Annotated in this window: 16 protein-coding genes and 1 pseudogene; 7 read left to right on the plus strand and 10 right to left on the minus strand. The window is 70.3% G+C overall.

The window, feature by feature from the left end:
• Window positions 1-105: 105 nt before the first annotated feature.
• On the plus strand, window positions 106-1,752 hold the full coding sequence (locus ADL15_RS03770; RefSeq protein ID WP_067685167.1) for a glycoside hydrolase family 43 protein: 1,647 nt from the start codon (window positions 106-108) through the stop codon (window positions 1,750-1,752).
• Between the two features lie 15 nt (window positions 1,753-1,767).
• Here ADL15_RS03770 and ADL15_RS03775 read toward each other — a convergent pair whose 3' ends face one another.
• Window positions 1,768-3,288, minus strand: a complete 1,521-nt coding sequence (locus ADL15_RS03775) for an alpha-N-arabinofuranosidase (protein WP_067685168.1) — start codon at window positions 3,286-3,288, stop codon at window positions 1,768-1,770.
• A 223-nt stretch (window positions 3,289-3,511) separates the two neighbouring features.
• Here ADL15_RS03775 and ADL15_RS03780 point away from each other — a divergent pair, with 223 nt between their 5' ends.
• Genes ADL15_RS03780 through ADL15_RS03790 form a run of 3 tightly spaced genes read left to right on the plus strand, consistent with a single transcriptional unit; the run spans window position 3,512 to window position 6,579 of the window.
• Window positions 3,512-4,801: an ABC transporter substrate-binding protein gene (locus ADL15_RS03780; RefSeq protein ID WP_067685169.1), complete on the plus strand. Its 1,290-nt coding sequence runs from the start codon at window positions 3,512-3,514 to the stop codon at window positions 4,799-4,801.
• Between the two features lie 2 nt (window positions 4,802-4,803).
• A complete protein-coding gene (locus ADL15_RS03785; RefSeq protein ID WP_067685170.1) occupies window positions 4,804-5,724 on the plus strand; it encodes a carbohydrate ABC transporter permease in 921 nt (306 codons plus the stop codon).
• A gap of 3 nt (window positions 5,725-5,727) precedes the next feature.
• The gene (locus ADL15_RS03790; protein ID WP_067685171.1) at window positions 5,728-6,579 is read left to right on the plus strand and encodes a carbohydrate ABC transporter permease; all 852 of its coding nucleotides are present in this window, start codon (window positions 5,728-5,730) and stop codon (window positions 6,577-6,579) included.
• Between the two features lie 41 nt (window positions 6,580-6,620).
• Here ADL15_RS03790 and ADL15_RS03795 read toward each other — a convergent pair whose 3' ends face one another.
• The 6 genes from ADL15_RS03795 to ADL15_RS03820 all read right to left on the minus strand — a co-directional run bounded on the left by ADL15_RS03795 (window position 6,621) and on the right by ADL15_RS03820 (window position 18,782).
• Window positions 6,621-7,460, minus strand: coding sequence for an ATP-binding protein (locus ADL15_RS03795; RefSeq protein ID WP_083970876.1), 840 nt, complete (start codon window positions 7,458-7,460; stop codon window positions 6,621-6,623).
• A gap of 25 nt (window positions 7,461-7,485) precedes the next feature.
• On the minus strand, window positions 7,486-10,119 hold the full coding sequence (locus ADL15_RS03800) for a cation-translocating P-type ATPase (RefSeq protein WP_067685172.1): 2,634 nt from the start codon (window positions 10,117-10,119) through the stop codon (window positions 7,486-7,488).
• Between the two features lie 43 nt (window positions 10,120-10,162).
• Window positions 10,163-12,538 carry a phosphoketolase family protein gene (locus ADL15_RS03805; protein ID WP_067685173.1) on the minus strand — a complete coding sequence of 792 codons (2,376 nt, stop codon included), beginning with the start codon at window positions 12,536-12,538 and terminating at the stop codon, window positions 10,163-10,165.
• Window positions 12,539-12,812: 274 nt separating this feature from the next.
• Window positions 12,813-14,060, minus strand: a complete 1,248-nt coding sequence (locus ADL15_RS03810) for an Acg family FMN-binding oxidoreductase (RefSeq protein ID WP_198170508.1) — start codon at window positions 14,058-14,060, stop codon at window positions 12,813-12,815.
• An 8-nt stretch (window positions 14,061-14,068) separates the two neighbouring features.
• Complete coding sequence (locus ADL15_RS03815) at window positions 14,069-15,763, minus strand: hybrid sensor histidine kinase/response regulator (protein ID WP_232343879.1); 1,695 nt, start codon at window positions 15,761-15,763, stop codon at window positions 14,069-14,071.
• 262 nt (window positions 15,764-16,025) lie between these two features.
• Window positions 16,026-18,782, minus strand: coding sequence for a cation-translocating P-type ATPase (locus ADL15_RS03820; protein ID WP_338025514.1), 2,757 nt, complete (start codon window positions 18,780-18,782; stop codon window positions 16,026-16,028).
• A 532-nt stretch (window positions 18,783-19,314) separates the two neighbouring features.
• Between ADL15_RS03820 and ADL15_RS03825 the strand changes: the two are divergent.
• A pseudogene (locus ADL15_RS03825) lies at window positions 19,315-19,928 on the plus strand (hypothetical protein).
• A gap of 84 nt (window positions 19,929-20,012) precedes the next feature.
• Complete coding sequence (locus tag ADL15_RS03830; RefSeq protein ID WP_067685175.1) at window positions 20,013-20,927, plus strand: hypothetical protein; 915 nt, start codon at window positions 20,013-20,015, stop codon at window positions 20,925-20,927.
• A gap of 4 nt (window positions 20,928-20,931) precedes the next feature.
• Here ADL15_RS03830 and ADL15_RS03835 read toward each other — a convergent pair whose 3' ends face one another.
• On the minus strand, window positions 20,932-21,567 hold the full coding sequence (locus tag ADL15_RS03835; protein ID WP_067685176.1) for a DUF4360 domain-containing protein: 636 nt from the start codon (window positions 21,565-21,567) through the stop codon (window positions 20,932-20,934).
• Between the two features lie 159 nt (window positions 21,568-21,726).
• Window positions 21,727-22,290 carry a TetR/AcrR family transcriptional regulator gene (locus ADL15_RS03840; RefSeq protein WP_067685177.1) on the minus strand — a complete coding sequence of 188 codons (564 nt, stop codon included), beginning with the start codon at window positions 22,288-22,290 and terminating at the stop codon, window positions 21,727-21,729.
• Between the two features lie 61 nt (window positions 22,291-22,351).
• On the opposite strand from ADL15_RS03840, the gene ADL15_RS03845 reads away from it, so the two are divergent.
• Window positions 22,352-23,983, plus strand: a complete 1,632-nt coding sequence (locus tag ADL15_RS03845) for an FAD-binding protein (protein ID WP_067685178.1) — start codon at window positions 22,352-22,354, stop codon at window positions 23,981-23,983.
• A gap of 7 nt (window positions 23,984-23,990) precedes the next feature.
• Here ADL15_RS03845 and ADL15_RS03850 read toward each other — a convergent pair whose 3' ends face one another.
• Window positions 23,991-25,910: a potassium transporter Kup gene (locus tag ADL15_RS03850; protein ID WP_067685179.1), complete on the minus strand. Its 1,920-nt coding sequence runs from the start codon at window positions 25,908-25,910 to the stop codon at window positions 23,991-23,993.
• Window positions 25,911-25,926 lie beyond the last annotated feature (16 nt).

Below are 25,926 nucleotides of genomic sequence, written 5' to 3' on the forward strand. Positions count from 1 at the left end.
CCTGCGCCTATGGCCCGGATCACGGCGGGTTGACCAAGATCGATATTTCCGTTTTCATTCCGAGAGTTGTTGACAGCTCGTGGCCGGCAGGTGACGATCCTCGCCATGACGGACCTCGATGGCCGCCCCATCGCCGAGACAGCCACCGCCGTGATCCGCAACCCGGTACTGCCGGGCTTCCATCCGGATCCCTCGATCCTGCGGGTCGGCGCCGACTACTACATCGCCACGTCGACCTTCGAGTGGTATCCGGGCGTGCGGGTGCACCACTCGACCGACCTGGTCTCCTGGCGGCCGCTCGGCGGCGTGCTGACCGAGCGGCGCCTGCTCGACCTGACCGGGACCGCCGACTCGTGCGGTGTCTGGGCGCCCAGCCTCACCTACGCCGACGGGCTGTTCCACCTGGTCTACACGGACGTGGCGACGTTCGCCGGTGGCTACTGGGATCCGCAGAACTACCTGGTCACCGCGCCGAGCATGGCCGGGCCCTGGTCGGATCCGGTGGTGCTGCACGGCCGCGGGTTCGACGCCTCGCTGTTCCACGACGAGGACGGCACGACCTGGATGCTGTCGATGCGCGCCGACTGGCGCCCCGGCCGCAACCGGTTCGCCGGCATCTCCGCGCAGCGATACGACCGCCGGCATCGCCGCCTGACCGGTCCGGAACATGTCATCTTCGAGGGCACCGAGGCCGGGCTCACCGAGGCGCCCAACATCTACCGCAAGGACGGCTGGTACTACCTGGTCACCGCGGAGGGCGGCACCACCTGGACGCATCAGGTCACCGTCGCCCGCTCCCGGCGGCTGCTCGGCGACTACCAGGTGGATCCGGCCGGCCCGCTGCTGACCTCGGCCGGGCGGCCTGACCTGGCGCTGCAGAAGGCCGGGCACGGCAGTCTCGTGCAGACCCCGGCCGGCGAGTGGTACCTGGCGCACCTGGTCGGCCGGCCGTATGCGCCGAGCGACCGGTGTGTGCTCGGCCGCGAGACCGCCCTGCAGCAGGTGGACTGGCCGACCGGCGCGTGGCCGCGGATCCGCGACGGTGTCCCGGCCGAGCAGGTCGCGGCACCCTCCGGCACCGCCGTGACGTCCGAGCCGCCGGCCCAACAGACCGATAAAGATCACTTCGAGGGTACGACGTTGAGCGCCGCGTGGTCGACGCTGCGGCGCCCTGCCGCACCGGACTGGGTGGATCTGGCCGCCCGGCCGTCACACCTGCGGATCCACGGTGGCCAGTCGCCGATGGCGCGGCACCGGCCGAGCCTGGTGGCCCGCCGGGTGACCGCGCGGCGCTGCACGTTCGAGGCGACGTGCGAGTCCGAGCCCCGCAGCTTCCGGCAACTGGCCGGGATCACCGCCTACTACAACTCCCGCAACTGGTACTACCTGCACATGACCGCCGACGACGACGGCGGTGTGGTGCTCGACGTGCTGGCCTGTGACAGCGGGCGGGTCACCACGGTGCCGGACGTCCGGGTCCCGCTCGGCACGGTCCGCCGGGTGGGCCTGCGCGCCCGGCTGGACGGCCCGGCCCTGACCTTCGCCTGGACCACCGAGCCCGGATCCGGCTGGCACGAGGTGGGCCGGACCTTCGACGCCACCACCCTGTCCGACGAGTACGCCGCGACGGCGGCGCCCGGTGAGCCCGAGGCCTGGGGCTTCACCGGCGCCTTCGTCGGGCTCTGGGTGCAGGACCTGGGCGCCGAGGGCGGCTACGCCGACTTCGACCAGGCCACCTACCGCACCGGCTGACCTGCCCCGGCCGGCCTACAGCCCGGCGCTGACGGTCACGAACGCGTGGGCCGGCAGGTGCACCCGCAGCGTCCCGCCGTCCACCGTCACCCCGTCGTACGCCCGCGGCGCCACCACCGCGGGCGCCTGCGGCGTGTTGTGGTCCTGCAGCGCCACCGCCGTCAGGATCACGGCCGCCACGTCGCCGGCCGTGCCGCCGCGCAGGTCGATCTCCACGTCGGCGGCGGCCGTGGCGTCGAGGTTCGACAGTGACACGAGCAGCCGGCCGTCCTTGCGGCTGGCCGACATCGAGACGGTCGTCAGCGTCGCGTCGCCGACCGGCCGCGACGGCAGCGCCGTACGGAAATCGACCCGCAGCGCCGTCGCGTCCTGGTGCCCGCGGTTCATCCGGAACACGTGGTAGGTGGGCGTGAGGACCATGGCCTTCGAGTCCGGGTCGGTGAGGATCATGGCCTGCAGCACGTTCACCGTCTGCGCGATGTTGGCCATCACGAGGCGGTCGGCGTGCCGGTGGAAGACGTCGAAGTGCACGCTCGCCACCAGGGCGTCGCGCAGCGTGTTCTGCTGGTACAGGAAGCCCGGGTTCGTGCCGCGGGCCACGTCGAACCAGGTGCCCCACTCGTCGAGGACCAGCCCGACGCTCTTGTTCGGGTCGTAGCAGTCCAGCACGGCCGTGTGCCCGGCGAGCAGCTGCTCGATGCGGGCCGCGGCGGCCATCGTCGTGTAGTACTCGCCGGTGTCGAAGACCGTGGCCGAGCCCTTCTCCTCCCAGGTGGGCCCGGTGACCGTGTAGTAGTGCACGGACACCGCGTGGAAGGCCGTGCTGCGCACGTGCTGGCAGCCCAGGTGCCCGAGCTGCTTCATCAGGCTCTCGGTCCAGGCGTAGTCGTCGGCGTTGGCGCCCGCGGCGATCTTGTAGAGCTGGTTGTCGCCGTAGTCGCGGCAGTAGGTGCCGTAGCGGCGGGCCTCCTGCGCGTAGTGCTCGGCGGTCATGTTGCCGCCGCAGCCCCACGCCTCGTTGCCCAGGCCCCAGAACCGCACCGGCCACGGCTCGGACCGGCCGTTGGCGGCGCGGAGCCGGGCCATCGGCGAGTCACCGGCGCGGGTCAGGTACTCCACCCATTCGCTCATCTCCCGCACCGTGCCGGAACCGACATTGCCGCTGATGTAGGGCTCGGCGCCGAGCAGCTCGCAGAGGGCCATGAACTCGTGGGTGCCGAAGTGGTTGTTCTCCTCGACGCCGCCCCAGTGGGTGTTGACCATGACCGGCCGCTCGTCCTTGGGTCCGATGCCGTCGCGCCAGTGGTACTCGTCGGCGAAGCACCCGCCCGGCCAGCGCAGGTTCGGGATGTCCAGGGCGCGCAGCGCGTCGACCACGTCGAGGCGGATGCCGCCCTCGTGCGGGATGTCGGAGTCCTCGCCGACGTAGAAACCGCCGTAGACGCAGCGGCCCAGGTGCTCGGCGAAATGCCCGTAGACGTGCCGGTTGATCCGTGGTCCGTCGAGGTCCACGTTGATGACGGCTTGGATGATCATAGGTTCCTGTTTCTCCGAGAGTTTCGGTAAAAATCTCGCAAGTTTTGGCACTAACCCATGCGGCATCGCCGGTGATCTTCCCGCCTCAGATTGGCGAAAAAACACCCGGTACTCACTGCATCGGTCTGATCACCATCTTGACATCGCTATGACTTGGTTCATAGTTTGAGCGCCACATTCCGGAAACATTCCGAAACTTTCGCTACCGAAGAGGTGGGCTTTCATGAGACCCAACAGGACCCTGGCCGTCGTGGTGGCGATGGCGATGAGCACGCTGGGCATGGCCGCCTGCTCGGGCGACGACGACAGCAGCTCCGGATCGGGCGGCACCGTCGAGATGGACCTGTGGCAGAACTCCACCACCGGTCCGGGCAAGGCGTTCTGGGAGAAGGCGGTCGCCGACTTCCAGACCGCCCACCCGACCGTCAAGATCAAGGTCCAGTCGATCCAGAACGAGGACCTGGACGGCAAGCTGCAGACCGCGCTGAACTCCGGTTCGGCGCCGGACATCTTCCTGCAGCGCGGTGGCGGGAAGATGGCCGCGATGGTGGAGGCCGGCCAGCTCAAGGACATCACCGGCGACATCACCGACGCGACCAAGCAGGCGGTGGGCGAGGCCAGCCTCAAGACCGGGCAGGTCGACGGCAAGGCGTACGCGGTGCCGGTCTCGATCCTGCCGGGCGGCTTCTGGTACAGCAAGGACCTGTTCAAGAAGGCCGGTGTCACCACGACACCCACCACGCTGGCGGATCTCACCACCGCGGCGGGCAAGCTCAAGGCCAACGGCACGCCGATCGCCCTCGGTGCCAAGGACGCGTGGCCGGCCGCGCACTGGTACTACTTCCTCGCGCTGCGGGCCTGCAGCCAGGCCGCGCTCGACACCGCCGCCAAGGACAAGAACTTCACCGACCCGTGCTGGACCAAGGCCGGCGAGGACCTCAAGGCGTTCGCCGACACCAAGCCGTTCAACGACGGCTTCCTGACCACCTCGGCGCAGCAGGGTGCGGGCAGCTCGGCGGGCCTGGTGGCCAACCACAAGGCGAGCATGGAACTGATGGGCACCTGGGACCCGGGTGTGATCGCCTCGCTGACCAAGGACACCAAGCCGCTGCCCGACCTGGGCTTCTTCCCCTTCCCCGCGGTGCCCGGCGGGCAGGGTGACCCGGCCGCGGTGATGGGCGGCGCGGACGGCTACTCCTGCTCGGCCCAGGCGCCGAAGGAGTGCACCGACTTCCTCAACTACATCCTGACCGCGGACGTGCAGCAGGCCTACTACAAGGCCTTCAACTCGCTGCCGGTCAACAAGCAGGCGCAGGGCACCATCACCGAGGACTACCTCAAGGCGGTTCTCGACGCCTACAACAAGGCACCGTACGTCTCGCAGTGGCTCGACACGGTCTACGGCCAGAACGTCGGCAACGCGCTCAACGTCGGCGTCGTGAACCTGCTCGCCGGCAAGGGTGACGTCGCCGGGATCATCAAGGCCGTCAACGACGCGGCCAAGAAGGGCTGACGTTGCGTTCTCGCCGTCGCGGCATCGGCTGGGCCCAACGCCTGGAGATCGCCGCGCTGTCCGGCCCGGCGATCCTGATGTTCCTCGGCTTCGTGATCTTCCCGGTGCTGATGGCCGCCTACTACGGCTTCTACCGGTGGAAGGGCTTCGGCCCGCCGACCACCTTCGTCGGCCTCGACAACTACGTCACCATCCTGCAGGACACCGCGTTCCGTGAGGCGCTCTGGCACAACGCCCTGATCGTCGTGCTCTCGCTGGTCCTGCAGGGCCCGATCGCGGTCGGCCTGGCCCTGCTGCTCAACCGGAGGATGCGGGGCCGGTCCGTCATCCGGGTGCTGATCTTCGTCCCGTACGTGATCGCCGAGGTCATCGTCGGGACGGCCTGGGCCCTGCTGCTGCAGACCAACGGAGCCGTCAACGACGTCCTGCGCTCGATCGGGCTCGGCGGGCTGACCGAGGACTGGCTGGCGAATCCGGCCCTCGCCATCTGGACCCTGATGCTGATCCTGACCTGGAAGTACGTCGGCTTCGCGGTGATCCTGTTCCTGGCCGGCATGCAGAACATCCCGGAGGAGCTGGCCGAGGCGGCCGCGGTGGACGGCGCGTCGTACTGGCAGACCCAGCGCCGGATCACCCTGCCGCTGCTGGGACCGACCGTACGGATCTGGGCCTTCTTGTCGATCATCGGTGCGCTGCAGCTGTTCGACCTGGTCTACATCATCTGGGGCCAGTACGTCGCGTCGACGGCCGGCACCTCGACGATGGCGACGTACATGGTCACCGAGGGCCGCAACGCGGGCAACTACGGGTACGGCAACGCGGTCGCGGTCGTCCTCTTCATCATCTCCATGATCATCGCGCTGCTGTACCAGCGTTTCGTGCTGCGCCGGGACACCGACGGCGCGCTCACCGGAGGACGGTAGGACATGGCCATCGCCACGCAGTCCCGGCCGCGGCCGGACAGCGGCTGGGGCAACCCGATCGGGTACGTCGCGGTCCTGCTGCTGATCGGCGTCACGCTCGGACCGGTGCTCTACATCATCGTCGGCGGGTTCCGGACCAACTCCCAGATCACCGTCGACCCGGCCGGGCTGCCGGCCCCGTGGGTGTTCGGCAACTACACCGGCGTGCTGACCAGCTCCACGTTCTGGCGCCAGGTCGGCAACTCCACGATGGTCGCGACCGCCACGACCGCCGGGGTCCTGCTGCTGGGGGTGATGGCGAGCTACGTCCTGGCCCGCTACCGGTTCCGGGGCCAGGGCGCGATGTACGCGCTGTTCGCCGCGGGCCTGATGTTCCCGGCGACGGTCGCCATCACCCCGCTGTACATCCTGATCAAGAACCTGGGCCTGGTGAACACCCTGCCCGGGGTCATCCTCCCGCAGATCGCCTTCGGCCTGCCGACGACGATCATCATCCTGGTCCCGTTCCTGCGGGCGATCCCCAAGGAACTCGAGGAGGCGGCGGCGCTCGACCGTTGCAGCCGGCTCGGCTTCTTCTGGCGGATCGTGCTCCCGCTCTCGGTGCCCGGGCTGATCACGACCGGCATCCTGGCGTTCGTCGGCAGCTGGAACAGCTATCTGCTCCCGCTGTTCATCCTCAACGACCAGGACACCTTCACCCTGCCCCTGGGCGTGCAGGCGTTCGCCTCGCAGTACTCGGTGGACACCGCGAAGGTGCTGGCGTTCACCTCACTGTCGATGATCCCGGCACTGGTCTTCTTCAGCCTCTTCGAACGCCGCATCGTCGGCGGCCTGACCGGCGCGGTCAAGGGCTGACCCGCCCGTCAGCCGTGTCCCCGACACCCTTGCCGGCCCCGTCACGGGCTGACCCGCCCCGGAGCCGTGGACAGCGTGGCCCAGACGACCTTGCCGGCCCGGGCCGGCAGGGCGCCCCAGGCCATCGCGACGGCGTGCACGAGTGGCAGCCCTCTTCCCCGTTCGGCCAGGGGAAGGGGGCCGTCGTCGCGGGCCGGACCGGGCAGGCGCGGGTATCGGCTGTCCCCGTCCCGGACGGCCAGGTGCAGACGGGCGCCGCTACGCGACACGGTGACCACCAGGTCGCCGCCGGCGTGCTGCACGGCGTTGGCGGCCAGCTCGGACACGACCAGGCAGGCGTCGCCCTGCAACGGGAGCAGATGCCAGCGGTGACACGCCTGCACGACGAGGTCGCGGGCGGCGGCCACCGAGGACGGTCGCGGACCGAGCCGGGCCTGGAGCCGCGATCCGTGCACGAGCCGACCGGCCACCGCCCGCCGCGCGTCGGCCATGGTGGCGAACACCGGCATCGGCGGGCCGTCGCCGTTGCGTACCCGGAGATCCAGCATGGTCGTCGCCGGCAGGCACAGCACGAGCTGGGCGGGCGCCGGCCCGAGATGAGCCGCCCGGGCCGCCGCCGCCCAGAACCCGCCGCTCACGCCGTGCAGGTCGCCCACGTCGTGCAGATCGATGATGATCACCGCGGCCGGCCCGGCCAGGCACATCCGCAGCGTGACGATCACCTGGTCGGCGAGCTCCGGCGACCACCGGCCGTGCACGGTCAGCTCGACCACCGTGGTGCTCGCGTCCGCGGTGACACCCACCGACACGGCGTGCCGGTCGGTTCCGGTGGTGACCAGGTACGGAGGCCGCGGCGGTTGCGACCGCCCGCCGGTCCTCACCGGTGGTGTTCTGCGGTCTGCTCGGTCATGACAACCTTTTCGGGGTGAGGCCCGCGCCGGTTTCCGGCGCCGGGTGGATACGACGGTCGAGGCGGATCGCGGCGTACCCGAGGGTGGCGACGGCCGCGACGATCAGCAGGTCGGCGGCGGTGACCGGTGTGGTGCCGAGCAGCTCGCGCAGCGGTGGCGCGTAGATCGCGGCGAGTTGCAGCAGCAGGGCGATGCCGACCGCGGCGAACAGCATCGGGTTGGCCCGGCTGCCGGGCCGGGCACGTGATCCCACGGCGACCGCGAGCTGGGTGAGGCCCAGGGCCAGGAACGTCAGGGTCTGCCAGGGCCGGTCGGTGGCGTGCGCCCACCAGCCGACACCGACGGTGACCACGGAGATGACCGCGCCGACCCGCAGGATGCGCTGCCACAGCCCGGCGCCGAGCACGGTCTCGGCCGGCGGGCGGGGCGGGCGGCGCATCGCGGCCGGGTCGGCCGGTTCACTGCCCATGGCCAGACCGGGCACCCCGTGGGTGACCAGGTTGATCCAGAGAATCTGGGCCGGGAGCAGGGGCAGCGGCAGGCCGGCGAACGGTCCGGCGAGCATCACGGCGATCTCGGCGGCGCCACCGGACAGGGCGTACAGCAGGAAGCGGCGGATGTTGGCGTAGACGCGGCGGCCCTCCTCCGCGGCGGCCACCACGGTGCCGAGTTCGTCGTCGGCCAGCACCAGGTCCGCGGCTTGGCGGGCGACTTCGGTGCCGCGCTTGCCCATCGCCACGCCGATGTCGGCGCGGTGCAGCGCCGGGCCGTCGTTGACGCCGTCGCCGGTCATCGCCACGACCTCACCGGCACTGCGCAGGGCGTCGATGATGGCGACCTTCTGCTGCGGGGTGGCGCGGGCGAAGACCCGGACGCCGCGAGCAGCCGCCGGGCCGGGTTCGGTGGTACGGCAGTCGACCGCCTCGTCGCCGGCCGCGATGATGCCCAGTTCGACGGCGATCGCGGCGGCGGTGGCCGGGTGATCGCCGGTGATCAGGACCGGGGTGATGCCGGCGTCCCGGCAGGCGGCGATGGTGGCCGCCGCGGAGGCGCGCGGCGGGTCGAGGATCGCGACCAGGCCGAGCAGCCGCAGCCCCTGTTCGAAGCCGGCCGCGTCGGCGGGCACGGTGTCGCGATCGGCCTGGGCGACGGCGAGGACCCGGTAGCCGCCCGCGGCGAACGTCTCGGCCCGGTCGGCGGCGCGGCGCAGCAGGTCCGGCGGGTCGGCGAGGATCTCCGGGGTCAGCAGCGACTCCGGTGCGCCCTTGCAGACGATCCGGAGGTGGCCACCGGGCAGCCGGTGTGCGGTGCTCATCCGCTTGCGGTCGCTGTCGAACGGCGCCTCACCAGCACGTGGTGCCGCCTGCTGCGTCGCGGCGACGTCGATGCCCAGCTTGCCGCCGGCGGTCAGCAGCGCGGCCTCGGTGGGATCGCCGACAGCCAGCCAGTCGTCGCCGGGGCCGGGCGCGCGCAGCGATGCGTCGTTGCAGAGCACCGCGGCTCGCAACAGCTCCTGAAGGTCAGGTGCCTGATCGGCGGAGACGTCCGCGCCGTCGCGGTGGATCCGCCCGTCCGGGGCGAATCCGGAACCGCTCACCGACGCGTCACCGTGCGCGGTCCACAGCCGGCGCACGACCATGGTGCCCTCGGTGAGGGTGCCGGTCTTATCGGTGGCCAGGATCGTCACGGAGCCGAGCGTCTCCACGGCGGGCAGGCGCCGGATGACCGCGTGCCGGGCGGTCATCCGCCGGGCCCCCAGGGCGAGGCTGAGGGTGACCACGGCCGGCAGGGACTCCGGTACCGCGGCGACCACCAGGCTGATCGCCGTGATGATCATCAGTTGCAGCGGCTGCCCGCGCACCAGGCCGAGGGCGAGGACCGCCGTGCAGAGCAGCAACGAGCCGACGGCGAGTTGCCGGCCCACACCGGCCAGGCGGCGCTGCAGCGGGGTCAGCTCCGGTGCGGTCACCAGCATGGCGGCGATGCGGCCCAGTGCGCTGGCGGCGCCGGTGGCGGTGATGACGGCCTGTCCGCGACCGCGCACGACCACGGTGCCGGCCGACACCCGGGTTGACGCGTCCGCCGGCGGGTCCGCACCGGTGGTCTTGTCGACCGGCGCGGACTCGCCGGTCAGTGCCGCCTCGTCGACGAGCAGCGCCACCGACTCCACGACGCGGGCGTCAGCGGGCACGACGTCCCCCTCGGCCAGGACCAGCAGGTCGTCCACGACCAGGTCGGCGGCGGGGACCTCGCCCTGCTGTCCGTTGCGGATCACCCGGGCTGCGGGCGCGGTCATGGCGGACAGGGCGGTGATGGCCCGCTCGGCTTTGATCTCCTGCAGCACGCCGACGGTGGTGTTGACGACGATCACGAGCAGGATGACGGCCGCGTCGGTGAAGTCGGCGGTCGCCAGGGTGAAAGCCGCGGCGGCGAGCAGAACCAGCACCAGCGGGTCCCGCAGCTGGGTGACGATCCTTCGCCACAGCGGTGCGGGCCGGGGTGCGGGCAGCACGTTGGCGCCGTCACGGGCCAGCCGCTGCGCGGCCTCCCGCGACGACAGGCCGCCCGACGACGATGACGCGGAGGTGCCGGAGGCGTCCGGTGCGACCTGCAGATTCGGTACGGTCATGGTGTTTGCCGCCAGGTGGGTTCGTGGTCGAGTCGGATGCCGCTCAGGGCGTGTGCGGCCAGACCCAGTCGCGGATCTCGGGCAGGTCCTCACCGGTACGGCGTACGAAAGCGCGGTGTTCGGCTCGCTTGTCGACCATCTGCTGGCGCAGGACGGCGGCCTTGCGGCCCAGACCGGGAACCCGGTCGATGACGTCCATGACGAGGTGGAAGCGGTCCATGTCGTTGACGACGAGCATGTCGAACGGCGTGGTCGTGGTGCCTTCCTCCTTGTAGCCGCGCACATGCAGGTTGTCGTGGTTGGTGCGCCGGTAGGTCAGCCGGTGGATCAGCCACGGGTAGCCGTGGTAGGCCATGATGACCGGCCGATCGGTGGTGAAGATCGCGTCGAACTCCGGGTCCGGCAGGCCGTGCGGGTGTTCGGAGACCGGCTGCAGGCGCATCAGGTCGACGACGTTGACCACCCGCACCTTGAGGTCGGGCAGGTGCCGGCGCAGCAGGTCGGTGGCCGCCAGGATCTCCATGGTCGGTACGTCACCGGCGGCGGCCAGGACCACGTCGGGGTCGCCGTCGTCGTTGCCGGCCCAGTCCCAGATGCCCAGGCCACGGGCGCAGTGCAGGGCGGCGGCGTCCATGTCGAGCCAGGTCGGCGCGGGTTGTTTGCCGGCCACGATGACGTTGATGTAGTCGCGGCTGCGCAGGCAGTGGTCGGCGACCGACAGCAGGGTGTTGGCGTCCGGCGGCAGGTAGACCCGGACCACTTCGGCCTTCTTGTTGACGACGTGGTCGATGAAGCCGGGGTCCTGGTGGGAGGTGCCGTTGTGGTCCTGGCGCCAGACGTGCGAGGTGAGCAGGTAGTTCAGCGACGGGACGGGTTTGCGCCAGCCGAGGTGCCGGGTGGTCTTGAGCCATTTGGCGTGCTGGTTGACCATGGAGTCGACGATGTGGACGAACGCCTCGTAGCAGGAGAACAGGCCGTGCCGGCCGGTCAGCAGGTATCCCTCCAGCCAGCCCTGGCAGGTGGTCTCGGACAGGATCTCCATGACCCGGCCGTGCCGGTCCAGGTGCTGGTCGACGTCGTCGACCCGGGCCTGCCAGGCCTTGCCGGTGGTGTCGAGGACCGCGCCGAGCCGGTTCGACTCGGTCTCGTCCGGGCCGACCACCCGGAAGTTGCGGTAAGCGGCGTTCGCGGTCATCACGTCGCGCAGCCAGCCACCCAGCACCCGGGTCGCCTCGGCGGTCTCGCCGGCCTTGACCGCGTGGTCACGGAACTCCGGCAACTCCAGATCGCGTGGGAACCGGCCGCCGTTGGCGTGCGGGTTCGCCGACATCCGCAGGTCACCGCGGGGCAGCCAGTCGACCACCCAGGACTGCGGGACGCCGTCGGCGTCGAACAGCTCGTCGGGACGGTACGAGGTCATCCAGGCGTGCAGGGCGTCCAGGTGCGCGGCGTCGTCGCGGGCCGCGGTCAACGGCACCTGGTGGGCGCGCCAGGTGCCCTCCACCTGCAGGCCGTCGACGACCTTCGGGCCGGTCCAGCCCTTCGGCGTACGCAGCACGATCATCGGCCAGTGCGGACGATCGGTGACCCCGTCCTCGCGGGCGGCCCGCTGGATCTCGGTGATCTCGTCGAACACCGTGTCGAGGGTCGCCGCCAGGAGCTGGTGAACAGTGGCCGGGTCGTCGCCGGCGACCAGGTACGGCCGGTGGCCGTACCCCTCGAGCAGCGCGCACAGCTCGGCGTCGCCGATCCGCGCCAGCACCGTCGGGTTCGCGATCTTGTAGCCGTTGAGGTGCAGGATCGGCAGGACCGCGCCGTCACCGACCGGGTCGAGGAACTTGTTCGAGTGCCACGACGCCGCGAGGGGCCCGGTCTCGGCCTCCCCGTCGCCGATCACACACGCGACGACCAGCTCGGGGTTGTCCAGGGCGGCGCCGTAGGCGTGCGACAGCGAGTAGCCGAGCTCGCCGCCCTCGTGGATCGAGCCGGGAGTCTCCGGGGCGACGTGCGACGGAATGCCGCCGGGGAACGAGAACTGGGTGAACAGCCGCTGCATGCCGACGGTGTCCCGCGAGATCCGCGGGTAGACCTCCGAGTACGTACCTTCCAGCCAGGTGTTCGCGACCAGACCCGGACCGCCGTGACCCGGCCCGGTCACGTAGAGAACCTCCCGGCCGCGGGCCGCGATGATCCGCGACAGGTGGGCGTAGAGCAGGTTCAGCCCGGGAGTGGTCCCCCAGTGCCCGAGCAGCCGCGGCTTGACCTGCGCCGGCTCCAACGGCTCGCGCAGCAGCGGGTTGCCCATCAGATAGATCTGCCCGACCGACAGGTAGTTCGCGGCCCGCCAGTAGCCGTCGATGCGGCGCAGCTCGTCGGTGCCCAGCGGCTCGCCGTGCACCACCTCGAGGATGTCGTTCATCAGAGTGCCTTCGTGGTACGAGACGCACCGGCCGCGATGAGAATGATCCGCACATGTTCCATGGGGAGTTTCCTGACTTCGGCCGTAGCCGGATACTTCGTACGCGAGAACAGTCCGTGCGAAAACGCACCTGATCACTGCGGAGACGAAGAAACGCCAAGAGATCCGCGGCAGCCAACTACCAGCCACCGAGGTTCACGGCGGCACCCTGACCCTACGCTTGTCCCAGCCGCTCGCCGATGGCCAGGTTGGTGCGGGCAGCCGTCGCACACCGTCAGCGGCCGGGCTGTCCACCGCCGAGCATCACGAACTGACACGAGCCGTCATGATGTCTGTGCAACGTGCACGTGTCTCCGGTGGGCAGATGTACACGGCCGCATTCGCCCTGGTGAACGAGTTCTTCGTTGATGGACGGGATGTGCCGTTCCGGCAGGTCGCCGCAATCGAGGTTCTCGTTCACCAGGTCCTCCTCGGGTAGGTCAGATGGCGGGGTGGGTGCGTCGGTCGCCGCTCGCTCGACGGTCTGGCCGGTGGACAGCCGTGGGGTGTGCGGGCCGTCAGCGGCGGTGGGGTCGAGCGCGGTGAAGCGCAGGACGAGGAACGGGTGGCCGGCGCCGTCGAGCAGTTCACGCACGGCCTCCCTGTTGGCGGGGACCTCGATGGTCGCGCTCAACGGCAGGACCGCCACCTCGAGTTCGGTCGCCGTCAGCCACGCCGCGGACAGTGCCTCGCCGGCGCGTATCCAGTCCAGCGGCTGGTCCTCATCCCCGTAGAGGATCCCGTACGCCGCGCTGCGATCGTTCGCCTCGCCGACCAGCATGTCGCCGCGGTGACCGAAGTCGCGGCGGACCACCGTGGCCGGCGCGGCCGCGGACGGGAGCACCGCGCCCGGAAGGCCGGTGTCACCAGGACGAACGCCGCCGGCCCACCGCTGAAGCTCCGCCTGCCAGGCCGGTCCGTCGGTCTCGGTTCGATGAGCGTCATCGGCGGCCCGGGCCAGCTCGAAGGCCTGACGGGGGCGCAGCAGAAGCAGCGAGGAACCCTGCGATGCCGCGGCCGCGACGATCGGGCGCAGCTTGTCGGCGTCGAGGTGCACGCCGGCGACCGGTCGCCGGTCGGTGTATCGCAGCCCGATGGCCCGCAGACGAGCGATCGACTCCGGTTCGATCGGGATCCGCCCGCCGACGCGCACCGTCGCGAGGTGACCGGACGACCCGGTGCCGGGTGCCCGGGTGACCGTGGTGTGCCAGCCGGCGGCCGCGAGACTGACCAGGGCATGGTGCAGTGCCGCACCACAGCTCACGGTGGCCAGCCGGCGATCGGGGTCGGCGACCGCCAGGGTGCGAGCGGGGTCAAGGGCAAGCTCGAGGACGTGACCGTGCTGCCGCCAGCGCCACGGCTGCGTGTTGAGGATCGACGGCGCATCTCCCGCCGTCGCGACCGCGTCGTCGAGAGCCTGGGCCTCGGCCGCCCCGATCGGCACCTCCGCCGCCACGGTGGCTTCGGTTCCGTCGACGCTCATCGGTGCCGTCATGCTGTTCCCTCGTCGTGTCGGATCGTCGCGAATCCCGGGAAGTTCCCGTTCAGGACCTGGCCGGCTTTGGCGAGCAGTTCGGCGCTGGAGAACGGCTTGTCGACGAGGATCGCGCCGGGCTCGAGCCGGCCCTGGGATGCCAGGACCGGCTGGGCATAGCCGGACATGAACAGGACCGCGATGTCGGGTCGGATCTCCCGAACCCGTTCGGCGACTTCCTTGCCGCGCATCCGGGGCATCACGACGTCGGTGACGAGCAGGTGGATCTCGCCGACGTGGGTGGTGGCCAGAGCGATCGCGGCCACGCCGTCCCCGGCGGTGATCACGCGGTATCCGCTGCGGGTGAAGATCCGTTCGGTGACCTCCCGCAGTGCTTCCTCGTCCTCCACCACGAGAACGGTCTCCCCGGCGGGGACGCGGTAGTACGGTGCCGGTTCGGCGATCCCGATCGCGGCCTTGCTGGTGACCGGCAACATGATGGTGAAGGTGGTCCCGGCGCCGGGTGCCGACTTGATGGCGATGGTGGCCTCGGCCTGGGTCACGATCCCGTAGACGGTGGCCAGACCGAGGCCGGTGCCACCGGCATCGCGCTTCGTCGTGAAGAACGGCTCGAACACGTGGGCGACGATCTCGGCCGGCGTGCCGGTGCCGGAGTCGCCGACCCGCAGCCGTACGTAGCGGCCGGCCGGTGCGGGACTTCCGCCGGCGATCGATTCGGTGTCGACGGTGATGTTGGCGGTGTCGATGCGCAGCGTGCCGCCGCCGGGCATCGCGTCGCGGGCGTTGACCGCGAGGTTGACCAGGATCTGTTCGACCTGCCCCGGGTCGGCCAGGACCGGCCACAGCTCGTCGGATCGGCCGATGAGCAGTTCGACGTCCTCACCCAGGGTCCGGCGCAGGAGCTGTTCCACCTCGCCGACCACATCGTCGAGGTTGATCACCCGGGCCTGGGCCACCTCACGCCGGGCGAAGGCCAGCAATTGATGGGTCAGCGCCGTGGCACGTTGCGCGGCGCGTTCGATCTGTCCGACGTCGCGCTGCGCGGTGTGCAGCCGCTGCTGCCAGTCGGGTGGCGACTCGCAGGCGGCAGTCAATTCCTCGGAGACGAACGCGGCGTAGTTGAGGATCACCGCGAGCAGGTTGTTGAAGTCGTGTGCCACCCCGCCGGCGAGGCGTCCCAAAACCTCCAGACGCTGATTCTGCTGCGATTGGGCGAGCTGGATGTGGCTGGTCGTCAAGCCGCTGCCCGGGGCCGAGTTTTGCGAAGATCGATCGACGTAGGCGTCGAAACTGTCCTGCGCCTCCGGCGGTTCGCCCTGGCGAGCAGACACCATCACCACGCCGACGACAGCGTTGGCGTCGTCGAGAATCGCGGACATCGTCACTGACACCGCGAGCACCGACTGGTCCTTGCATATCCGTTGCGTGTCATATTTTTCGGTCGGCTCACCCCGCAGCACCCGGTTGAGGGCCTCGGTCTCCTTCGCCCGGAAATCCGGTGCGATGATCGCCTGCCGGGCCTGCCCGATGATTTCCTCCGCCGAATACCCGTACAGGCCGGTCGCGGCGGCGTTCCAACTGTTGATCACGTCCAGGCGGGTGGAGCCGATTATCGCGTCATGAGTCGACGCCAGCATCGCGGCCAACTCCACCCGTTGCGCGGCAGTTCCGGCCTTAACGGCGTTAATCACGATGTCCCTCCGAGGCCACAGGCCAGGGCGCATACCGAAAAAGACGGCAGCACCCCGGAACGATCCGGCCTACGGCACGGCACTGGGCGTCGAACGCCGGTTTCCTGAAACCCTATACCTGGTGCGCTCCGCCAGGCACAAAATACAATAGTGCTCGCTGTCCTTTCCCGGACACGCTGCGATGAATCCGCCACCTTCGCACGCCTGCACCCCCATAAAAAACCTCACGAAAATTGATTTCCCGGTGCCGGGACAGCCCGTGTCAGAGTTTTTCTCTTGAGCGCAGAAACAGCTTGCGAATTTCGTCCGCGACCAGCAGCACAGCGCCACAGGCCACCAGGAGGGCCCAGTCTGCCGCGGCCAGCGGTGCGGTGTGGAACACGCGCTGCAGCAGCGGGACGTAGCTGATCGCGCAGATCGCCACCAGGCTCAGCCCCTGAGCAGCGAGCATCCGGCCGCTGGACCGCAGACCGAGGGTGACGATGCTGAGCCGGTCGCTGCGCACGGTCAGCCCGACGAAGATCTGGCTGACCACGATGCCGGCCTGGCTCATGGTCAGTGCCTCCCGGTAGACCGGGTTCGCCGCGGTGACGGCGTCGAAGGGCAGCCCGGCGCTGTGGATGTGCCAGAAGAAGACGGCGGTGACCCCGGCGGCCTGGATACCGCCCAGGAACAGGATCCTGCGGACGACCGTGGCCGAGAACAGCGACTCGCGGGGACTGCGTGGTGGCCGGTCCATGGTGCCCTGCTCGGGCTGCAGCGTGCCCAGCGCGAGCGCGGGAAGCACGTCCGATCCGAGATCGATCGCGAGGACCTGAACCGCGGACAGCGGGACGAGCGGGAACCCGGCGAGCGTCGCCACGACGATCGGCACGAGTTCCCCGATGTTGGAGGTGAACACGTAAATGAGGAAGGTACGGATGTTCTGATAGACCGACCGTCCGCGCTCGACAGCGGCGGCGATGGAGGCGAACGAGTCGTCCAGCAGCACCATGACGGCAGCTTCGCGGGCGACGTCCGTACCGGAAGCGCCCATCGCGACGCCGATGTCGGCGCGGCGCAGGGCGGGAGCGTCGTTGGCGCCGTCACCGGTGACGGCGACGATCTCCCCGAGGTCCTTGAACGCGGACACGACGCGCATCTTGTGTTCCGGTTTGACCCGGGCGAACAGCAGCGGCGCGGGGTCGGCCACCAGCGCCCGGAGCTGCTGTTCGTCGAGGCCGTCGAGGTCGGCGCCGGTCAGCGCGCGCGGGTGCGCCCGGTCGATGAGCCCGACCTTGCGGGCGATGGCTTCCGCGGTCAGCACGGAGTCCCCGGTGACCATGACGATCCGGATGCCGGCGCGTTCGCAGGTCGCGATCGCCGCGGACACCTCGGGACGGGGCGGGTCGAGCATGCCGATGAGTCCGAGCAGGATCAGGTCCTGCTCGGTGCCGGCCTGCCCCATGCCCGCCGAGACCGGCCGGTAGGCGACGGCGAGCACACGCAGCGCGTCGCGGGACATGTCGTCGTTGACGGCGGTCACCCGGGCGCGCATCGCGTCGCTGATCGCGACGACACCGAGGTCGTCCTGCACGACGTGGGTGCACCGGGCGAGCAGCTCCTGCGGTGCCCCCTTGACGTATGCGACGACCGTGTCGTCGACGCGGTGCACCGTCGTCATCAGCTTGCGGTCGGCGTCGAACGGGAACTCCTGGACGCGGGGCGCCGCCTGTTGCTCCGCGCCGACGTCGACACCGGCCTTGGCGGCCACGACGAGCAACGCGCCCTCGGTCGTGTCACCCAGCACTCGCCAGCCGCCGTCGGCGTCCGGCGGCAGCAGCCTGGCGTCGCAGCACAGGACGGCAGCTCGCAGCGTGCCGAGCAGCGGCTCAGGGCTCTCGACCGCGCCGACCGGCTCGTAGCCCACCCCGGACACCGCGTGGGTCCGGTCCGGTACCCAGATCTGCTGGACCGTCATCTCGGCCTTCGTCAGCGTGCCTGTCTTGTCGGTGCAGATCACCGTGGTCGACCCCAGGGTCTCCACCGCGACCAGTTTCTTGATCAGAGCCTGCCGGTGTGCCATCCGCCGGACCCCGACGGCCAAGGCGACCGACATCGTCGCCGGCAGTCCCTCGGGGACCAGGGCGACCATCACGCCGAGGGCGAACACGAACGAGGTCACCAGCGGGCCGCCCAACGGCAGCCGGATCGCGAACACCAGGGCACCGAGGCAGAACGCGCCGGCAGCGACCCGGCGCGCCATGCCGGTGACCTGCCGTTGCAGCGGGCTGTGCTCGGCGTGGGTGGTGGCGGTGAGCTGGTAGATGCGCCCGAACTCGGTGTTCTTGGCGGTGGCGACGACGACCGCGAGGGCGGTGCCGGCCACGACCATGGTGCCCATCCACACCAGGTTGTGAGCGTCCAGCGCCGGGATGCCGGCCGCGACAGCGTCGGGTGTACGCCGGGCGGGATCGCTCTCACCGGTCAGCGCGGAGTTGTCGACGCTGAGCCCGTGCGCCTCGATGACCCGGGCGTCGGCGGGCACCGCGTCGCCGGCCGCGAGCACCAGGATGTCGCCGACGACCAGGCTCACCGCCGGCGCGTCGACGCGTTCGCCGTCACGAAGGACCACCGTCCGGTGCGGCACCATGGCCCGCAGTGCCTCGGCGGTACGTTCGGCGGCGAACTCCTGCCCGAATCCGATCACCGCGTTCAGCAGCACGACTGCCAGGATCGCCACCGCCAGTTCAAGACTCCCGGGGTCGCGCGGGCTGCCCAGCCGGTAGGCGACGAAGGTGATCACGGCCGCGACCAGCAACATCACCGCGAACAGATCGGTGAACTGGGCGGCGAAGCGACGAAGCATCGACGGACCGCGGGCGACCGGCAGTTCGTTGGGACCGTCGCGTGTCAAGCGGGTCGCCGCCTCCGCCGCGGAGAGACCTCGTGCGGTGACCCCCAAGGTCTCGAGAGCACCTTTCACCTGCAACGACGCGGACACAGTGCCGCGCGTGGGCGTTTGCGTGCCGGTTTCCACCGTGACTCCCCTTCAACCGCCGAGGGCGGCTCTGCTGACGACAGGACGCCAGGGGCCGGGTGATGAGGACCAGATCGGGGCGCGGGGATCCGCGACGGTGATCTCGGCGCGGGAGTCTGGGCGCCGGTGGCGAGCTTCGCAGGTCTCAACGTACGCGCACCGCGGCCGTGGTCCGGCGCGTCGGGGGTCGGGGGCCGCGCTGCTGTCCCGCGTGGTGGCGGCGGGCACGAGCGTCGCGGTCACGGTGATCCGGCCGGTGGAGAACCCACGTGATCCCCGTGGTGCCGGCGGCGTCGCCGAGGCGTACGGTCGAGGTGTCGCCCGGGACCTCCGGTGGCCGCCGAGCCCACCGTCGACGTCTTCCCGACATTGTGGATCTTTCCGGAGCCGAGGCGTGCCCGGATGTCCCGGACCCCGCACAGGAGCACGGCCCCCGCCCTGAGCCGGCGGCGCCGCCTTCCGATACATCCGTGGACGCGCTGGACGCGTCGCGGAACACGTGTCATGAGCAATGCGAAGGAATGTGAGTGCGATGGTCGACATCGCCAACGATCACGAAACCTCTCGCCCGACCACAACGGACCGGCCCGAGCGGGCCGCCCGGCACCAGACCGGCGTCGCAGTGGCGCCGGACGCCACGCTCTCGGTCACCGGGCGGACGGCCACCGCGACGCGGTACCTGCTGGCCGGCATCCGGCTCGCGCTGGGCTGGGTGTTCCTCTGGGCCTTCCTCGACAAACTGTTCGGTCTGGGCCGGAGCACTCCCGCCGCGAACGCGTGGCTGGACGGCGGCAGCCCCACCGCCGGTTTCCTCGGCAAGGCCGCGACCGGACCGTTCACCGGCCTCTACCACGCGATCGCGGGGACGCCGTCGTCGACGGACTGTTCATGGCGGCTCTGCTCGGCATCGGCGTCGCCCTGATCCTCGGCATCGGGATGCGGATCGCTGCCGCCGCCGGCACCCTGCTGACCGTCCTGATGTGGACCGCGGTGCTACCGCCGGCGACCAACCCGTTCATGGACGAGCACCTCGTCTATGCCGCCGTGCTGATCGTGCTGGCCCTGCTCGCTGCCGGGAACACGTGGGGGTTCGGCCGTCGGTGGGCGGCCACGCCGCTCGTCCGGCGTAGCTCCTGGCTCAGGTAGACCCGATCGCGTGTGCGTTCCACCTGCCCGGAGCGCACACGCCATCGTTCACCCCGGCGACGGACACCCAGGTCAGGAGTCGTCATGATCGACCAGGAACGAGCACCGGACCATCACGCCGCAGGATCGACGGGCGCGCCGCTCGGCGCCGGGCTGATGACGCTCGGCACGGCAGTGGGCGCGGTCGCGCTCCTCGGGCCACTGGTGTCGGATGTGCTGCGTTATCGCACCTCCCCGACGAGCCTGAACCAGATCATCGGAGGCGACGCCGCCGCGCTGACCGTCGTCGTTCCGGTCACGATCAGCATCGGTGTCCTGGCGGCACGCGGGCATCCGGCGGCGCCCGCGCTCGCCCTGGCACCATCGATCTTCGTGGCCTACACCTACACCCAGCTGATCCTCGGCAACGAGTTCCTGCGGTGGCCCGGCAACGTCGAGCGGTTCTTCCCCTTGCTTCTCACGGTGTTCCTCCTGGCCGTGTCCCTCGCACTGCGCGCGTGGCGCGACATGCCCGGGGCGGGGTTGCCGGCCCCGTCCGGGCGCGCCGATCGTACGGCCGGGATCCTGCTGCTGGTCATCGCCGCGTTCGTCGTGGTGGGCCTGCACCTGCCCAGCTACCTGGACGCCATGCGTGACCGCCCGGCGGGCGTGCAGTATCTGTCCAGCCCTACCGCGTTCTGGCTGGTCAAATTCATGGACCTGGGCATCGTCGTCCCTGCTGCGATCACCGTCGGCATCGGCACCCTGCGCCATCGGCCGTGGGCACGCCGGCCGATGTACGCGATGCTGGGCGCCTACACCCTGATCGGAGCCTCGGTCACCGGCATGGCGATCACCATGGCCGTACGCCACGACCCGGATGCCTCCGTCACCGTGGTGGTGGGTGCGACCCTGATGGTGGCGGCGCTGGCCGCGGTGACCGGCTACCTCTACCGGCCGTTGCTCCGGCGCGCCCCGTCCCCGCCGGCCGCCCCGTCCCGCAGGCGGCCGGCACGGTGACGGATCAGCACTTCTTCCAGGCGACGTGGTAGACCGTGTCGAGGTTGCCGTCGGTGGAGTCCATCGTCATGAAGCTGGTCTTCTTCTTGTCCGACCAGCCGCCGCTGACCCGCAGCTCGGTGTTGACGTTGAGGTAGCGCTGCTCGCCGCAGGGCAGGTAGGCCAGCGAGCTGACGCCGATCCGATCGGTGCGCTGCCAGTCGCCGTCGGCCGGGCCGGCGAAGTTGTGCCGGATCCGGCTGGTGCCCTGCTCGCCCTGGAAGTAGTAGTAGGCGGTCTGCGTCGCCGAGGAACCGCGCTCCAGGTGGGCGTACCCGCGGTAGTCGGTGCTGGCGATCGCGTAGGTGTAGCCCTGCGGGACGTGCACGTTCAGGCCGAGCTGGCAGTTCTTACGGAACTCGGTCGGGCCGGCCCCGGCGCCGGTCTGCGCGGTGAACTCGCTGTAGGTGACGGTGAACGCCTTGCTGTCCGGCGACACCGTCACGGCGGCGGTGCCCCAGGGGCAGCCGGACCCGTTGGCGGAGACCACGTCGATGACCATCTGGTTGCGCGGCGGCGCTGCGGGTGCCGCACCGGCCGGTACCGCGGTGGCGGCGAGGGAGGCGAACAGGGTGGCGGCGGTGGCAAGCGTCTTGAGCATGTCAATCCTTAGCGGTGCGTCAGTGGGACCTCCGTAACGTACGGTTTGTCCCTTTCGTCCGCTATAGCCACCACGCCAAAGTTGATCTCTTTAGGAGTACTTACCGGGCCTTTGGGGCCATCCAGTTGATCAGCCACGGGCCCGAACGGCCAGCCCGGATCAACCGAAAGGCGCCCGGCGCAGCAGATGCAGCGCCCGTTCCACCGCCGGCGCGAGGTCGGCCGGCGCCACCACTGTCGCGATCACGCCGTAGACCATGCGGTGGGCCAGCAACACGTCGTCGACGGTGGCCCCGACCGGCACCAGCCCGGCGGCTTGCGCCCGCGGCAGCGTGGCACCCACCAGCGCGTGCAGGCGCTCGCCGCCGGTGTACTCGGTGGTGCTGCGCCGGGCGTCGACGACCATCTCCACGAACGCGGCGGACTCCACGGTCAGGTGCACCATCCGCTCCCAGAGCCGGCCGAACGCGCCCGCGTCCGGGTCGGCGGCGATCACCTCGAGCTGCGCGAAGTTCTCCTCGAACACCGCGAACGCCAGGTCGAGCCGGGTCGGGAAGTGCCGGTACAGCACGCCCTGGCCCACCCCGGCGTCCTTGGCGATCGCGCTGAGCGGCACGCGGTAGCCCCGCTCGGTGAACAGCCGGCGCGCCGCGTCGAGGATCGCCTGCCGATTTTCCGAGGCCGCGGCGGGACCCCTATTGACGCGACCGCCAGAGCTGGGCATTCTTGCAACCTACCAACCGGACAATACTGTCCGGTTGCCGGGTGCCGTGGAGGAGACCCCCATGACCGACCACACCTTTGACATCGTTGTCGTCGGCAGCGGCGGGGCCGGCTTCGCCACCGCGCTCGGCGCCGTCGACGCCGGGCTCAGCGTGCTGATCGTGGAGAGCAGCCCGAAGTGGGGCGGCAGCACCGCGATGTCCGGCGGCGGCATGTGGCTGCCGGACAACCCGCTGATGCGCCGCGCCGGGGTCGGCGACTCCCGCGCCGAGGCGCTCACCTACCTGGACGCCACCGTCGGTGACACCGGGCGTTCCACGTCCCGCGAGCGCAAGGAGGCGTTCGTCGACGGCATCGAGGACTTCGTCACCACCGCCGAGAAGTACGGAATGGTCTTCGCCCGCTCCACCGACTATCCCGACTATTACCCGGAACGTCCCGGCGGCAAGATCGGCCGGGCCATCGAGGTGAAGCCGCTCAACGCGAAGGTGATCGGCGACTGGTGGAAGACGATCAGCGCGCCGGCCGGGATGCCGATCAAGACCGACGACGTGTGGCTGCTCGGCCGCGCCTGGTCCACCCCGGCCGGTTTCCTGCGCGGCGCCCAGTTCGTGTTCCGCGCCCTGGGCGGCGTGGTCCGCGGCCAGCGGCTGGTCGGCATCGGCGCGGGCCTGGCCACCGCGTTCCTGCGGGCCGTCGTGATCGAGCACAAGGTGCCGCTGTGGCTCGACGCCCCGCTCGAGGAGCTGCTGATCGAGGACGGCCGGGTCATCGGGGTCCGGATCACCCGCGACGGGCAGCCGGTGACCGTGCACGCCACCCGCGGCGTGATGCTGGCCGGCGGCGGTTTCGAGTTCAACACCGAGTGGCGGCGCAAGCACCACGGCATCGACGGCGCGCCCTCCGGCAACCCGGCGAACCTGGGCCGCCCGATCGAGATCGCCCAGCAGGCCGGCGCCGCCGTCGAGCTGATGGACGACGCGTGGTGGGGCGGCTCGGTCGCGGCGACCGCCGGGCACACTCCCGCGTTCATCGTCGGCGAGCGCTCGCTGCCGTACTCGATGATCGTCGACAGCCGCGGGGACCGGTTCGCGAACGAGTCGGAGTCCTACGTCGACCTCGGTCATCACATGCTCGAGCACGACAGGGACGGCGCGTACTGGATGATCGCGGACGGGCGCCACGCCCGGCGCTACCTTCGTACCTTCGCGTTGGATCCTAAGAACAACAAGGCCATGCGGGAGGCCGGGATCATGGTGACGGCCGACGATCTCGACACGCTCGCGGGCAAGCTCGGCATCGACCCGGGCCGGTTGCGGGCCACCGTCGCCAGGTTCAACGGGTTCGCCCGCTCCGGTGTCGACGGCGACTTCGGTCGCGGCAATTCCGCGTACGACAGGTACTACGGCGACCCGACCGTGCACCCGAACCCGTGCCTCGGTCCCCTGGTGAAGGGCCCGTTCACCGCCTACCGCGTCGTCATCGGCGACCTGGGCACCAAGGGCGGAGTGGTCACCGACGCGGACGGCCGGGCGCTGCGCGAGGACGACTCGGTGATCGAGGGCCTGTACTCGGCGGGCAACAACTCCGCCTCGGTGATGGGCCGCACCTATCCCGGCCCGGGCTCCACGATCGGCCCGGCCGTGGTGTTCGGCCTGCGCGCCGCCCGCCACATGGCCCGCACCCGCTCCTGACCGGCGTTCACACCTGGATGCGCGACCCGATGATCACCGTACGGTCGCGGGGCAGGCCGAGGAACTCCGCGGCGTCGGCGGTGAGGTAGGACGTGGCGATGAACAGCCGTTTCCGCCACGGCGCCATCGTCTGCGCCGGGCCACGCACCAGCTCGACCGTCGACAGGAAGTACGACGCCTCGTCGAGCGCGACCGGCCCCTCGGTCTGCTCCGGCGCGAGCAGCCGCAGGGCCGAGGGCAGATCCGGGCTGTCCATGTAGCCGAACCGCGCGCTGACGTGCAGGATCCCGTCGCCGGCGTACCCGAGGTCGTCGACCCGGATCCGCTGCTCGTCGGGCACGTGCGGCACCGGCAGGGTCTCGATCGAGACGATCAGGATCTGGTCGTGCAGGGTGTGGTTGTGCGCGACGTTGGCCCGCAACGCCAGCGGCGTGGTCTGTTTGCCGCGGTTGAGGAAGACGACGGTGCCGGGCACCCGCGCGTACGATCCCGGATCCGCCCGCAACAGGTCGATGAACCCGCACAGCGAGCCTTCGGCCCGTTCCCGTTCCCGGGTGACCGCCTGCCGTCCGCGCTGCCACGTGGTCATCACGGTGAACGCGGTCAGCCCGATCAGCAGCGGCAGCCAGGCGCCGTGCGCGAGCTTGGTCAGGTTCGCGGCCAGGAACAGCAGGTCGATGGTGAGCAGCACGCCCGCGCCGAGGCAGACCAGCCACAGCGGGGTGTGCCAGTGCACCCGCGCGAGGGCGAAGAACAGCAGCGTGGTGATGGTGATGGTGCCGACCACCGCCATCCCGAACGCGTACGCGAGCGCGGCCGAGCTCTGGAACGCGAAGACCAGGGTGAGCACGCTGACCATCAGCAGCCAGTTGATCCCCGGCACGTAGATCTGACCGATCGTGGACGCCGAGGTGTGCGCGATCCGCAGCCGCGGCAGGTAGCCGAGCTGCGCCGCCTGCGACGCCACCGAGTAGGCGCCGGTGATCACGGCCTGGGCGGCGATCACCGTGGCCGCCGTGGCCAGCAGCACCATCGGCAGCCGTCCCCACGCCGGCACGAGCAGGAAGAACGGGCTGCCGATGGCGCCACGATCGCGCAGGATCAGCGCGCCCTGGCCCAGGTAGCTGAGCACGCACGCGGGCAGCACCAGCAGCAGCCAGCCGCGCGCGATCGCCCGGTGACCGAAATGACCCATGTCGGCGTAAAGCGCTTCCGCGCCGGTCACCGCGAGCACGATCGCGGCGAGCGAGAAGAACGCGATCCCGAAATGACCCCACAAGAACCCGATGGCGTACGTCGGGGACAGCGCCCGGAGAATCCCCGGGTGGCCGGCGATGCCGATCGCGCCGCACGTGCCGATGGTCAGGAACCACACGATCATCACCGGCCCGAACAATCGGCCCACCGTGGCCGTGCCCTTGCGCTGGAAGGCGAAGAGCATCACGATGATCACCGCGGTGGCCGGCACCACCAGCTCACCGAGCCCCGGCTCGACCACCTTGATCCCCTCCACCGCGGACAGCACCGAGATGGCCGGCGTGATCATGCTGTCGCCGAAGAACAGCGCCGCGCCGAACACTCCGGCCAGCACGAGCAGTCCCGCCGCCCGGCTGTTCGCGGCGCCACCCCAGCGGCGCAGCATCGCGATGAGCGCCATGATGCCGCCCTCACCGTCGTTGTCGACGCGCATCACCAGCGTGATGTAGGTCAGCGTCACCACGATCATCACGGACCAGAAGATCAGCGAGACGACCCCGTAGACGTTCCCGGTGCTGACCGGCACCGGGTGCGGGTCGTCCGGGTTGAAAACGGTCTGCAGCGTGTAGATCGGGCTGGTCCCGATGTCCCCGAACACGATCCCGAGCGCCCCGACCACGACGGCGGCGTGCACCTTCTGCTTGACACCCGGCCCGGTTGCGGACTCCATGTTCACTGGGTCCTTC

The organism is Actinoplanes awajinensis subsp. mycoplanecinus (genome assembly GCF_001509495.1).
In the GTDB taxonomy this organism is placed as follows: Bacteria; Actinomycetota; Actinomycetes; order Mycobacteriales; family Micromonosporaceae; genus Actinoplanes; species Actinoplanes palleronii.